This is a genomic window from Klebsiella sp. CN_Kp075, from assembly GCF_040065055.2.
Lineage (GTDB): Bacteria > Pseudomonadota > Gammaproteobacteria > Enterobacterales > Enterobacteriaceae > Klebsiella > Klebsiella aerogenes.
Genome location: NZ_CM198050.1, coordinates 1617600 through 1630575 on the forward strand (window position 1 = coordinate 1617600; position 12976 = coordinate 1630575).

The 12976-nt window shown below is 54.7% G+C and carries 11 protein-coding genes; 7 read left to right on the plus strand and 4 right to left on the minus strand.

Annotated elements, in window-relative coordinates:
• The first annotated feature begins 371 nt into the window (after positions 1–371).
• The 3 genes from yieE to cirA all read left to right on the plus strand — a co-directional run bounded on the left by yieE (position 372) and on the right by cirA (position 5162).
• Positions 372–1238 carry a DNA-binding transcriptional regulator YeiE gene (gene yieE, locus ABLV78_RS07740; RefSeq protein ID WP_015365699.1) on the plus strand — a complete coding sequence of 289 codons (867 nt, stop codon included), beginning with the start codon at positions 372–374 and terminating at the stop codon, positions 1236–1238.
• A 177-nt stretch (positions 1239–1415) separates the two neighbouring features.
• Positions 1416–2885, plus strand: coding sequence for an amino acid permease (locus ABLV78_RS07745; RefSeq protein WP_045376788.1), 1470 nt, complete (start codon positions 1416–1418; stop codon positions 2883–2885).
• Positions 2886–3188: 303 nt separating this feature from the next.
• Complete coding sequence (gene cirA / locus ABLV78_RS07750) at positions 3189–5162, plus strand: catecholate siderophore receptor CirA (RefSeq protein WP_047044936.1); 1974 nt, start codon at positions 3189–3191, stop codon at positions 5160–5162.
• Between the two features lie 69 nt (positions 5163–5231).
• On the opposite strand, the gene arsC is transcribed toward cirA, so the two are convergent.
• The 4 genes from arsC to fghA form a co-directional block, all read right to left on the minus strand.
• Entirely contained in the window at positions 5232–5666 is a 435-nt protein-coding gene (gene arsC, locus ABLV78_RS07755; protein ID WP_047044933.1) for a glutaredoxin-dependent arsenate reductase, read from the minus strand.
• 12 nt (positions 5667–5678) lie between these two features.
• A complete protein-coding gene (locus ABLV78_RS07760; protein ID WP_047044929.1) occupies positions 5679–6968 on the minus strand; it encodes an arsenic transporter in 1290 nt (429 codons plus the stop codon).
• Between the two features lie 34 nt (positions 6969–7002).
• Positions 7003–7323, minus strand: coding sequence for a metalloregulator ArsR/SmtB family transcription factor (locus ABLV78_RS07765; RefSeq protein WP_047044926.1), 321 nt, complete (start codon positions 7321–7323; stop codon positions 7003–7005).
• Positions 7324–7474: 151 nt separating this feature from the next.
• Positions 7475–8311 (minus strand): S-formylglutathione hydrolase, encoded by an 837-nt coding sequence (gene fghA / locus ABLV78_RS07770; RefSeq protein WP_047044925.1) that lies wholly within the window; start codon positions 8309–8311, stop codon positions 7475–7477.
• Between the two features lie 343 nt (positions 8312–8654).
• On the opposite strand from fghA, the gene folE reads away from it, so the two are divergent.
• The 4 genes from folE to mglB all read left to right on the plus strand — a co-directional run bounded on the left by folE (position 8655) and on the right by mglB (position 12971).
• Complete coding sequence (gene folE / locus ABLV78_RS07775; protein WP_015365708.1) at positions 8655–9323, plus strand: GTP cyclohydrolase I FolE; 669 nt, start codon at positions 8655–8657, stop codon at positions 9321–9323.
• A 15-nt stretch (positions 9324–9338) separates the two neighbouring features.
• A complete protein-coding gene (gene yeiB, locus ABLV78_RS07780; protein WP_047044922.1) occupies positions 9339–10496 on the plus strand; it encodes a DUF418 domain-containing protein YeiB in 1158 nt (385 codons plus the stop codon).
• Positions 10497–10651: 155 nt separating this feature from the next.
• Entirely contained in the window at positions 10652–11674 is a 1023-nt protein-coding gene (gene galS / locus ABLV78_RS07785; protein ID WP_047044918.1) for an HTH-type transcriptional regulator GalS, read from the plus strand.
• 298 nt (positions 11675–11972) lie between these two features.
• Positions 11973–12971: a galactose/glucose ABC transporter substrate-binding protein MglB gene (gene mglB / locus ABLV78_RS07790; RefSeq protein ID WP_045391288.1), complete on the plus strand. Its 999-nt coding sequence runs from the start codon at positions 11973–11975 to the stop codon at positions 12969–12971.
• The last annotated feature ends 5 nt before the right edge of the window (positions 12972–12976 follow it).

Below are 12976 nucleotides of genomic sequence, written 5' to 3' on the forward strand. Positions count from 1 at the left end.
CTTCTCCTTTGTCTGGGCAAAGAATACGACTGGCTGGTTTAAAAATAAAATTGATTATATATTTATAATCTATCGGAATAAGTGATAAACCCTTCATCCTTCGCGCTGCAGATGTGTTGGCTGCGTTTACTCACCCCAGTCACTTACTGATGTAAGCTCTTGGGGATTAATGAGGGACATCCTTGTCCCTCACCGGAGGTCAGCCTTTGGCTGGTCAAATTCGTTCCTGACGAATTTGTCGCTCACTTGCCGCCTTTCTGCAGCACGAATGATTTTGGGTTATACCCTTCATCCTTCAGGCCACAGCCCTGCTGATTTATGTCAACATAGCGTTGACGGTTATCCAGCTTGGGCTATTACACAGGTGAGTTATGCATATCACGCTACGGCAACTGGAAGTTTTTGCTGAGGTTTTGAAAAGCGGGTCGACGACTCAGGCGTCACAGATGCTGGCGCTGTCGCAGTCGGCGGTGAGCGCGGCGTTGACCGATCTGGAGGGGCAACTCGGCGTTCAGCTTTTTGACCGCGTTGGCAAACGGCTGGTGGTCAACGAGCACGGCCGCTTGCTCTATCCGCGCGCGCTGGCCCTGCTGGAGCGCGCCGGAGAGATAGAACAGCTGTTTCGCGGCGATAATGGCGCTATCCGCGTTTATGCCAGTAGCACCATCGGCAACTATATTCTGCCGGAAATCATCGCCCGCTACCGCCGCGATTTCCCCGAACTACCGCTGGAGCTGAGCGTCGGCAACAGCCAGGACGTGATTAATGCGGTCAGCGATCTGCGCGTCGATATTGGTCTGATAGAAGGGCCGTGCCACGCGGCGGATATTATCGCCGAGCCGTGGATTGAAGATGAACTGGTGGTGTTCGCCGCCCCTGACTCGCCGTTCTTAGAGGGCGAATTGACGCTGCAACGGCTGGCGGAAGCGCAGTGGATCCTGCGCGAGCATGGCTCCGGCACGCGGGAAATCGTCGACTACGTGCTGTTGTCGCATCTGCCCGCATTTCAACTGGGCATGGAGCTTGGCAACTCGGAGGCGATTAAACATGCGGTCCGTCATGGGTTAGGCATCAGCTGCCTGTCACGGCGGGTGATTGCCGAACAGCTGGAAGCCGGAACGCTGGTGGAGCTCAAGCTGCCGTTACCGCGCCTGACGCGCACGTTGTGGCGTATTCGCCATCGGCAAAAACACGTTTCCAAGGCGCTGCAGCGTTTTATCCGCTACTGCGAGGTATAGCGCTGGCGTAAGCCACGATTTTTTGTCTGTTTTTTTATGCGCCAATGCAGGATTACTGCTTTACTAATAATTTGTGTCAGATCATGAAGCTCTCTTATAACTTTGCATTTGTACCGGATGGACGGACGATCGTCTGCTACAATCGCGCCTCATTTTTTGGATGGATAGCATTTTCACATGGTTTCGGAAACTAAAACCACAGAAGCGCCCACGCTCCGCCGCGAGCTAAAAGCGCGCCACTTGACCATGATCGCTATTGGCGGTTCCATCGGTACAGGTCTTTTCGTTGCCTCTGGCGCAACAATTTCACAGGCAGGCCCCGGTGGCGCGCTGCTTTCCTACATTCTGATCGGTCTGATGGTGTATTTCCTGATGACCAGTCTCGGCGAGCTGGCGGCGTTTATGCCGGTTTCAGGCTCCTTTGCGACCTACGGTCAGAACTACGTAGAAGAAGGCTTTGGTTTCGCGCTGGGCTGGAACTACTGGTACAACTGGGCGGTGACTATCGCCGTTGACCTCGTTGCCTCGCAGCTGGTGATGAGCTACTGGTTCCCGGATACCCCCGGCTGGATCTGGAGCGCGCTGTTCCTTGGTATCATGTTCCTGTTGAACTGGATCTCGGTACGCGGCTTCGGCGAAGCGGAGTACTGGTTCTCGCTGATTAAAGTTGCCACCGTGATTATCTTTATCATCGTCGGCATCATGATGATTTTTGGCATTTTCGAAGGCACGACGCCGGCGGGCTGGAGCAACTGGGGCATTGATGACGCGCCGTTTGCCGGCGGCTTTGCGGCGATGATCGGCGTGGCGATGATTGTCGGTTTCTCCTTCCAGGGCACCGAGCTCATCGGTATTGCCGCGGGCGAATCGGAAAATCCGGAGAAGAACATTCCGCGCGCGGTGCGTCAGGTGTTCTGGCGTATCCTGCTGTTCTATGTCTTCGCGATTTTGATTATCAGCCTGATCATCCCGTATACCGATCCGAGCCTGCTGCGTAACGACGTTAAAGATATTTCCGTTAGCCCGTTCACCCTGGTGTTCGAGCACGCCGGTCTGCTCTCTGCGGCGGCTATCATGAACGCGGTTATCCTGACGGCGGTGCTGTCGGCGGGTAACTCCGGGATGTACGCCTCTACGCGTATGTTGTATACCCTGGCGTGCGACGGCAAAGCGCCGCGCATTTTCTCGAAGCTGTCGAGAGGTGGCGTACCGCGTAATGCGCTGTATGCGACGACCGTGATTGCGGCGCTGTGCTTCCTGACCTCGATGTTCGGCAACCAGACGGTCTACCTGTGGCTGCTGAACACCTCCGGGATGACCGGCTTTATCGCCTGGTTGGGGATTGCGATCAGCCACTACCGTTTCCGTCGTGGCTACGTATTGCAGGGTAACGATATTAATAACCTGCCGTACCGTTCCGGCTTCTTCCCGCTGGGGCCGATCTTCGCCTTCGTACTGTGCCTTATCATCACCCTTGGCCAGAACTATGAAGCCTTCCTCAAGGACACCATTGATTGGGGCGGCGTGGCGGCGACCTACATCGGCATTCCGCTGTTCCTGGTTATCTGGTTTGGTTACAAGCTGGTGAAAGGTACCCGCTTCGTGCGCTACAGCGAGATGAAGTTCCCGGAACGCTTTAAAGGCTAACTTCATACACTGCCGCTTTCGATAAAGCCCTCTTTTAAAGAGGGCTTTTTTTATGCCTGCAAGACTTACAAACGGACACACTTCTTCATAATTGTATTGATAATTGTAATCATTATCCTTATCATTTCGGCAAATTCAGGATGAAGCCAATCTCCATATCTTGCCGCTCAACCATGAAAGGCAAGGGGTGACCAGCCACATCGACTGTAAAAAAATTGCGCGCGGCCGCCAGAGCCGTGTGTCGACAGGATGTGCAAGCAGCACCCTTTGTTTGATTTGTAGTTGACCTCATGGAGATTTGGTATGTTCAGGTTAAACCCTTTTGCCCGGGCGGGACTGTGCGCGTCCGTCGTAGCATTGGCATTTCCGGCGCTGGCCGCAAATGATGACGAAACGCTGGTTGTCACCGCCGCGGCGACTGAACAGAGCGTCAAAGATGCCCCCGCCAGTATCAGCGTGATCACCCAACAGGACTTGCAGCGTAAGCCGGTGCAGAACCTGAAGGACGTGTTGCGCGATGTGCCTGGCGTTCAGCTCACCAACGAAGGGGATAACCGCAAGGGTGTCAGCATCCGCGGTCTGGATAGCAGCTATACGCTGATCCTGATCGATGGCAAACGCGTCAACTCGCGTAACGCCGTCTTCCGCCATAACGATTTCGATCTGAACTGGATCCCGGTGGACTCCATCGAACGGATTGAAGTAGTGCGCGGCCCGATGTCTTCCCTGTACGGTTCCGACGCGCTCGGCGGCGTGGTCAACATCATTACCAAAAAAATCGGCCAGAAATGGACCGGTACCCTCAGCAGCGATGCCACCATTCAGGAACACCGCGATCGCGGTGACACTTATAACGGCCAGTTCTTCACCAGCGGCCCGCTGATTGACGGCGTGTTGGGCATGAAAGCCTACGGCAGCCTGGCGAAACGCAGTAAAGACGATCAGCAATCTTCCAGCAACGCCGCGGGCGAAACGCCGCGCATTGAAGGTTTTACCAGCCGCGACGGCAACGTTGAGTTCGCCTGGACGCCAACGGAGAATCAGGACATTACCGCCGGCTACGGTTTCGATCGCCAGGATCGCGATTCAGACTCGCTCGACAAAAACCGCCTCGAACGTCAGAACTACTCTTTGACCCATAACGGGCGCTGGGATGTCGGCAATAGCGAAGTGAAATTCTACGGCGAGAAAGTGGATAACAAAAATCCAGGGCAGGCGGGCACTATTACTTCTGAGAGTAATGCGGTCGATGGTAAATATGTGATGCCGCTGGGTATGATCAACCAGATCGTCACCCTCGGCGGTGAATGGCGCCACGATAAACTCAAAGATCCGGTAAACCTGAGTAGCGGCGGCAAATCGACTTCCGCCAGCCAGTACGCGCTGTTCCTCGAAGATGAGTGGCGGATCTTTGAACCGCTGGCGCTGACCACCGGCATCCGTATGGACGATCACCAAACTTACGGCGATCACTGGAGCCCGCGTGCGTACCTGGTCTATAACGCCACCGATACCGTGACTGTGAAAGGCGGTTGGGCTACGGCCTTTAAAGCGCCTTCGCTGCTGCAATTGAACCCGGACTGGACCACCAACTCCTGTCGCGGTAGCTGCAGCATTATCGGTAACCCGAATCTGAAGCCGGAAACCAGCGAAAGCTTTGAGCTTGGTCTGTATTACAGCGGTGAAGAGGGCTGGCTGGAAGGTGTTGAAGGCAGCGTGACCGCCTTCCAGAACAACGTTGACGATATGATCGACATCCTGCGCACCTCCAGCGCCAGCGAGGCGCCGGGTTACCCGAACTTCGTCGGCTGGAAGACCGTGAACGGTAAGCGCGTGCCGGTATTCCGCTACTTCAACGTCAACAAAGCGCGGATTAAAGGCGTGGAGACCGAAGTGAAGGTTCCGTTCGGCGAAGAGTGGAAACTGACGGTCAACTATACCTATAACGATGGTCGCGATCTGAGCAACGGCGGCAATAAACCGCTGCAGACGCTGCCGTTCCACACCGCTAACGGTACCCTCGACTGGAAACCGCTGGAGGATTGGTCTTTCTACGTCACGGCCAACTATACCGGCGAGCAGCGTGCGGTAAGCGCGACGGGTAAAACCCCAGGCGGTTATACCATGTTCGATATCGGCGCCGCGTGGCAGGTCAGTAAAAACGTGAAACTGCGCTCCGGCGTGCTTAACGTTGGCGACAAAGATCTGAACCGCGACGATTACAGCTACACCGAAGATGGCCGTCGCTACTTTATGGCCGTCGATTACCGCTTCTGATAGCGATAAACTGTCCGCCGCCGCTGAAGTAACTTCAGTGGCGGCAGCCCCGATAAAACGTGTACGCCGCTATCCGCCAGGTATCAGCCGTTTGCCTCTTTCATCCACCACCTTTTCTCCATCCTCTTTGCTAAAAGCGCCTTGCTGCGGATCGGGCAGGATATCCAGTACCACTTCAGAAGGTCGACATAAGCGGGTTCCCCGTTCAGTGACCACAATAGGGCGATTAATCAGGATGGGATGAGCGAGCATTAATTCTATTAACTGTTCGTCGGTGAACTTATCCTCCGCGAGTCCCAACTGGGCATAAGGTTCAACATTCTCGCGTAGCAGAGTACGCACCGCGATCCCCATCTCTGCGATAAGTTTAACCAGCTCATCGTGAGTCGGCGGTGTTTCAAGGTAGTGAATAACGGTGGGTTCATTACCGCTGTTACGGATCATCTCCAGTGTATTACGTGACGTGCCGCAGGCCGGGTTGTGATAGATGGTGATATTACTCATATAAGTGTCTCGTTATAGAGTGAGAGAGAGCCGCAGCGCCAGCGCGGCCAGAGTGACAAACAGCACGGGTAGCGTCATGATGATGCCGGTGCGGAAGTAATATCCCCAACTGATGATCATACTCTTCTGCGACAGTACGTGCAGCCACAGCAGGGTCGCCAGACTGCCTATTGGCGTGATTTTGGGGCCTAAATCGCACCCAATCACGTTGGCGTAGATCATCGCTTCTTTGATAACGCCAGAAGCGGTGCTTCCTTCAATCGACAGCGCGCCCACCAGGACCGTTGGCATATTGTTCATTACCGACGACAGGAAAGCGGTCAGGAAGCCCGTGCCAAACGTTGCCGCCAGCAGTCCCTTATCCGCCAGCATATTCAGGACACCCGACAGATATTCCGTTAAGCCCGCATTGCGCAGACCGTAGACCACCAGGTACATACCCAGCGAGAAAATAACGATCTGCCAGGGCGCGCCGCGCAATACTTTACCGGTATTGATAGCGTGACCTTTTTTCGCAACGGCAAACAGAACAGCGGCTCCGACAGCGGCGATGGCGCTAACGGGCAGCCCCAGCGGTTCAAGAACAAAGAAACCAACCAGCAACAAAAGCAGAACAACCCAGCCAGCCTTGAAGGTTGCGGGATCTTTAATCGCGCTGGCAGGCGTTTTCAGCAAAGTGACGTTGTAGGTTGCCGGAATATCCCGGCGGAAAAACAGATGCAGCATGCCCAGCGTGGCCGCGATGGCAGCAATATCAACAGGAACCATTACAGAGGCGTATTGCGTAAAACCAAGCCGGAAGAAGTCAGCAGAGACAATGTTTACCAGATTAGAAACGATAAGCGGCAGGCTGGCGGTATCGGCAATAAACCCGGCTGCCATGACAAAGGCCAATGTTGTCCTTTTGCTGAACCCCAGAGCGAGCAGCATGGCAATGACGATGGGAGTCAGAATGAGCGCTGCGCCATCGTTAGCAAACAGCGCCGCAACGGTCGCGCCTAACAGGATAATCCAGCTAAACAGCAGACGACCGCGCCCGTTACCCCAGCGGGAGACATGCAGCGCGGCCCATTCAAAAAAGCCCGATTCATCGAGCAGCAGGCTGATGATAATTACCGCGATAAAAGTCGCAGTTGCGTTCCAGACGATATTCCAGACCACAGGAATATCACTGGGATGAATAACGCCGCTGACCAGCGCCAGCACTGCGCCAATACTCGCGCTCCAGCCGATGCTGAGGCCCCGGGGCTGCCAGATAACCAACACCAGCGTGAATAAAAAGAGACTACCTGCCAACAACATTTCCTACTCCAATATATGCGTTTATATATATGTATCAACAGGTGCTACACGCTGATTTCGTGCGCCATTCGTCAATATCTTCTCTCATGCTCTGCCAGGATGCGGCAATGATCTCCGCCGCCCAGGCCGGCATATGGGGCGAGAGGCGATAGTGGACCCATTTCCCTTGCCGACGGTCGAGCACCAGTCCGGACTCACGTAATATCGCCATATGACGCGAAATTTTCGGCTGGGATTGCCCGGTGGCGGCACACAGATCGCAGACGCACAGTTCGCCGGACTCACGTAGCAACATGATGATGGCTAGACGGGTTTCATCCGCCAGAATTTTAAACAGCTGGATAGGTTTTATCATGGTTGACCAGATTATCATCGGAGTACATATATGCTAAATCATATGTGTTGTGTTTGAAATAACAAATTATCGCCCGTAGCGACAAGGTAGTTCCTGACGATGATAAAAAACCGGGCAAGCGGAGGATGCCCGGCGAGGCGGGGAAGGGGGACTATTTAAACAGATGCTTCGCGTGGAAGCGCAGATGATCTTCTATAAAGGTGGCAATGAAATAGTAGCTGTGGTCGTAGCCGGGCTGGATACGCAGGCTCAGCGGCCACTGTTTCTGTCGCGCCACCTCTGCAAGGACCGCGGGCTTCAGCTGGGTACCGAGAAACTGGTCGGCGTCACCCTGATCAATTAAAGTCGGAATGGCATCCCCGGCCTGGCTTGCCTGCATCAGCGCGCAGCTGTCCCACTCCTGCCAGGTCGCCTCATCATCGCCGAGATAGGTGCTGAACGCTTTTTGTCCCCACGGAACTTTGCATGGGTTGACGATCGGCGCGAAGGCCGAGACGCTGGTAAAGCGCCCTGGGTTTTTCAGCGCCACGATGAGCGCGCCGTGGCCGCCCATCGAGTGGCCGCTGATGGCGCAACGGTCGGCGACCTGAAACTGGTTGTTAATTAACTGCGGCAGCTCATCGCGCAGGTAGTCGTACATGCGAAAATGCGCCGCCCACGGCGCCTGAGTGGCGTTGAGGTAAAAACCTGCGCCTTTACCGAGATCGTAACCGGCATCATCGGCGACGTCATCGCCGCGCGGGCTGGTGTCGGGCATCACCAGCGCAATGCCAAGTTCGGCGGCTATCCGCTGAGCGCCGGCCTTAGTGGTAAAGTTTTCGTCATTGCAGGTCAAACCGGATAGCCAGTACAGCACCGGCGGCGGGGCGGTTTCCGTCGCCGGCGGTAAAAAGATGCTAAACGTCATGGCGCAGTTCAGGGTACTGGAGTGATGACGCCAGCGTTGCTGTCGACCCTCGTAACAGCGATGCTCTTCAAGCAGTTCCATGCAGGGCTCCTCGGGTATCTATGTGTAATGCTTAATAATACAGATATTTCATTAACCGGTGAGCAACTTTCACTTTCCCGTCGCGCAAAGCTATTGCATCATTAATACGAGTTATAAAGAACATCTCAGAACATCTACAGTACTTATGATTGCGCGCGGTAGCGGCGGGGCTCGCTGGCGTGGCGCATCGACAACGTCCAACCGCAGCGGTAAAAATGAAAGGTTGCGCCAATTTCAATAATTATCGTGACGGCTACTGGATTATGTGCGCCACCTCACGCACAATGAGTGCAAACTTTGCCCTCAGAAGAGCAAAGAGCGCCACACCTGCAGGAGAACCTAAATGTCATCATTGAGTAAAGAAGCCATACTCGTTCATGAAGCGCTGGTCGCTCGTGGGCTGGAGACGCCGCTGCGTCCGCCAGTACAAGAAATTGATAATGAAACGCGCAAGCGTCTGATCGCCGGGCACATGACTGAGATTATGCAGCTGCTGAATCTTGATCTCAGTGACGACAGCCTGATGGAGACTCCGCATCGCATCGCAAAAATGTACGTTGATGAGATTTTCTCCGGTCTGGATTATGCCAGATTCCCGAAAATCACCGTTATTGAAAACAAAATGAAAGTTGACGAGATGGTGACGGTTCGCGATATCACGCTGACCAGTACCTGTGAACATCACTTTGTGACGATTGACGGCAAAGCGACCGTAGCTTATATCCCGAAAGATTCGGTAATCGGCCTGTCGAAAATTAACCGCATCGTGCAGTTCTTTGCCCAGCGTCCGCAGGTGCAGGAGCGCCTGACGCAGCAGATCCTCACTGCGTTGCAGACCCTGCTCGGTACCAGTAACGTCGCGGTATCCATTGACGCGGTGCATTACTGTGTGAAAGCGCGCGGCATCCGCGATGCGACCAGCGCCACGACCACCACTTCGCTTGGCGGTCTGTTTAAATCCAGCCAGAATACCCGCCAGGAGTTCCTGCGCGCCGTACGTCACCACAATTAATTCGGAGCAGGGTGCATGGAGAGAAACGTCACGCTGGACTTCGTTCGCGGCGTCGCCATCCTCGGCATTCTGCTACTGAATATCACCGCCTTCGGCTTGCCGAAGGCGGCCTATCTTAATCCAGCATGGGCCGGGAGTATTTCGCTGAGCGACGCCTGGAGCTGGGCAATCCTCGACCTGTTTGCGCAGGTGAAATTCCTCACCCTGTTTGCTCTGCTGTTCGGCGCCGGATTACAAATGCTGCTGGTACGCGGTAAACGCTGGATCCAGTCGCGGCTAACGCTGCTTGCCCTACTTGGTTTTATTCACGGCCTCTTTTTCTGGGATGGCGATATTCTGCTGGCCTATGCGCTGGTGGGGCTGATTGCCTGGCGCATGGTACGCGATGCCCAACACGTTAAATCGCTATTTAATACCGGCGTAGTGCTATATCTCATCGGTATTGCGGTGCTGGTATTGCTGGGATTGATTTCCGCCAACGGCGCCAGCCGGTCATGGGTGCCCGATGCCGCGAATGTGCAGTATGAACAGTTCTGGAAGCTTAAAGGCGGTATGGAGGCGGTGAGCAATCGCGCGGATATGCTGTCCGATAACCTGGTGGCGCTGGGCGTGCAGTACGGCTGGCAGCTGGCGGGGATGATGCTAATGGGCGCGGCGCTAATGCGCTGCGGCTGGTTGAAAGGGCAGTTTAGCCTTAGTCACTACCGCCGCGTCGGGTTGGTGCTGATTATTGCCGGGATGGCGGTGAATGTGCCGGCCATCGCCGCGCAGTGGTACTTGCAATGGGACTACCGCTGGTGCGGTTTTCTGCTGCAGGCGCCGCGTGAACTTGGCGCGCCGCTTCAAACCATCGGCTATGCCGCGCTGGCGTGGGGATTCTGGCCGCAATTATGCCGCTTCCGTCTGGTCGGCGCGATTGCCTGCGTTGGGCGGATGGCGCTCAGTAACTATTTACTGCAAACCCTGATCTGCACCACGCTGTTCTATCATCTCGGCCTGTTTATGAAATTTGACCGTTTTCAGCTGTTGGCCTTTGTGCCGGCGGTGTGGGCCGTTAATCTCCTCTTCTCGCAGTTTTGGTTGCGTCATTTCCGCCAGGGGCCCGTTGAGTGGCTATGGCGTCAGTTAACCCTGAGAGCCTCAGGGACAACAACAAGAGATACATCCGTATAACGATCTCGATCACAATCATTAACAAAATGGATGTAACCGTTTCCAGCGGTGTGACCTCACTCACGTAGCGCGGCGCGTGTCACTGCCAGAATAGCCACCTTGCTGAACACAGGAGGTGGGTGTGACGTATTGTAATGCTATTAAGGTGGGTCTCCATGATCACCATTCGTGATGTCGCCCGTCAGGCGGGGGTCTCCGTAGCGACGGTCTCACGGGTGCTGAACAACAGCGCGCTGGTGAGCCCGGATACGCGGGAAGCGGTGATGAAGGCGGTCGCGCAGCTGGGTTATCGACCCAATGCCAATGCCCAGGCGCTGGCGACCCAGGTTAGCGATACCATCGGCGTGGTGGTGATGGATGTGTCGGACGCCTTTTTCGGCGCGCTGGTGAAAGCGGTGGATACCGTCGCGCAGCAGCACCAGAAATATGTCCTGATCGGCAACAGTTATCATGAAGCTGAAAAAGAGCGTAACGCCATTGAGGTGCTGATTCGCCAGCGCTGTTCGGCGCTTATCGTGCATTCGAAAGCGTTAAGCGATGCCGAACTCGGCGATTTTATGCAGCATATTCCGGGCATGGTGCTGATTAACCGCATTGTACCCGGCTTCGCGCACCGCTGTGTGGGTCTCGATAACGTCAGCGGCGCGCTCATGGCTACGCGGATGCTGCTCAATCACGGCCATCAGCGGATTGGCTATCTCTCTTCCAACCACGGCATTGAGGATGATGAACTGCGCCGCGAAGGGTGGGGTAAGGCGCTGCAGGAGCAGGGTATTATCGCCCCGGAAAGTTGGATTGGCTCGGGATCGCCGGATATGCAGGGCGGCGAAGCGGCGATGGTGGAACTGCTTGGGCGTAATTTAGGCCTGACGGCGGTGTTTGCCTATAACGACAGTATGGCCGCCGGCGCGCTCACCACCCTCAAGGATAACGGCATTGCTGTGCCGCAGCATCTCTCGCTGATTGGCTTTGATGACATTCCCATTTCCCGTTACACCGATCCGCAGCTGACCACGGTGCGCTATCCCATTATGTCGATGGCCAAATTGGCTACCGAACTGGCGCTACAAGGGGCGGCAGGAAAACTCGATAGTGAGGCCAGCCACTGTTTTATGCCCACGCTGGTGCGCCGCCATTCTGTGACGCAGAAGCAAAGTGTGGGGCCGATCACTAACTGAATCTATCCATCGATGTAACCGCTTTCAATCTGTGAGTAAATTCACAGTATATTAACATTCCGCTGTTTATGATGGCAGCGTTGACCAGTCCGAACCAGACTGTGCTGATGATGCGTTTAAACATCATCTTAAACAATAGGTTAGGCACTTGATGAAGCCGTTTTTCTGGAGCGTTACCCTACACGGAAGACAGAATTAACGTTGTGAATATCGTTGTGCGGTAACCCTAATGTAACAACTCCCGCCAGCTATCTTCACGCCAAAAAAAACGATGCAAAATAATAAAACCGGAGATTCCATGAATAAGAAGGTCTTAGCTCTGTCCGCCGTCATGGCTGGTATGCTTTTCGGCGCCGCAGCGCATGCCGCGGATACCCGTATCGGCGTTACGATCTACAAGTATGACGACAACTTTATGTCCGTCGTGCGTAAAGCTATCGAAAAAGACGGCAAATCTGCGCCGGACGTGAAACTGCTGATGAATGACTCGCAGAACGATCAGTCCAAACAGAACGATCAGATCGACGTGCTGCTGGCGAAAGGGGTGAAGGCGCTGGCGATCAACCTGGTTGACCCGGCGGCGGCGGGTACGGTTATCGACAAAGCGCGCGGGCAAAATGTGCCGGTGGTGTTCTTTAACAAAGAGCCATCGCGCAAGGCGCTGGATAGCTACGATAAAGCCTACTATGTAGGTACCGACTCTAAAGAATCCGGGATTATCCAGGGCGATCTTATCGCCAAACACTGGAAAGCGAACCCTAACTGGGATCTGAATAAAGATGGTCAGATTCAGTTTGTTCTGTTGAAAGGCGAGCCGGGCCACCCGGATGCCGAAGCGCGTACTTCCTACGTTATCAAAGAGCTGAATGAAAAAGGTCTTAAAACTCAGCAGCTGGCGTTAGATACCGCCATGTGGGATACCGCGCAAGCGAAAGATAAAATGGACGCCTGGCTCTCCGGCCCGAACGCTAACAAAATCGAAGTGGTGATCGCTAACAACGATGCGATGGCGATGGGCGCGGTAGAAGCGCTGAAAGCGCATAACAAGAGCAGCATTCCGGTGTTCGGCGTCGATGCTCTGCCTGAAGCGCTGGCGCTGGTGAAATCCGGCGCGATGGCCGGTACCGTGCTGAACGACGCCAACAACCAGGCGAAAGCGACTTTCGATCTGGCGAAGAACCTGGCTGACGGCAAAGAGCCTGCTGCTGGCACCAACTGGAAAATTGAGAATAAGATTGTCCGCGTACCATACGTAGGCGTCGATAAAGACAACCTCAGCCAGTTTATCGGTAAATAAGTTTT

Bases quoted from the DNA above. Each gene is read 5' to 3' on its own strand.
- yieE (WP_015365699.1), top strand. From the start codon at position 372: ATGCATATCACGCTACGGCAACTGGAAGTTTTTGCTGAGGTTTTGAAA.
- ABLV78_RS07745 (WP_045376788.1), top strand. From the start codon at position 1,416: ATGGTTTCGGAAACTAAAACCACAGAAGCGCCCACGCTCCGCCGCGAG.
- cirA (WP_047044936.1), top strand. From the start codon at position 3,189: ATGTTCAGGTTAAACCCTTTTGCCCGGGCGGGACTGTGCGCGTCCGTC.
- arsC (WP_047044933.1), bottom strand. From the start codon at position 5,666: ATGAGTAATATCACCATCTATCACAACCCGGCCTGCGGCACGTCACGT.
- ABLV78_RS07760 (WP_047044929.1), bottom strand. From the start codon at position 6,968: ATGTTGTTGGCAGGTAGTCTCTTTTTATTCACGCTGGTGTTGGTTATC.
- ABLV78_RS07765 (WP_047044926.1), bottom strand. From the start codon at position 7,323: ATGATAAAACCTATCCAGCTGTTTAAAATTCTGGCGGATGAAACCCGT.
- fghA (WP_047044925.1), bottom strand. From the start codon at position 8,311: ATGGAACTGCTTGAAGAGCATCGCTGTTACGAGGGTCGACAGCAACGC.
- folE (WP_015365708.1), top strand. From the start codon at position 8,655: ATGTCATCATTGAGTAAAGAAGCCATACTCGTTCATGAAGCGCTGGTC.
- yeiB (WP_047044922.1), top strand. From the start codon at position 9,339: ATGGAGAGAAACGTCACGCTGGACTTCGTTCGCGGCGTCGCCATCCTC.
- galS (WP_047044918.1), top strand. From the start codon at position 10,652: ATGATCACCATTCGTGATGTCGCCCGTCAGGCGGGGGTCTCCGTAGCG.
- mglB (WP_045391288.1), top strand. From the start codon at position 11,973: ATGAATAAGAAGGTCTTAGCTCTGTCCGCCGTCATGGCTGGTATGCTT.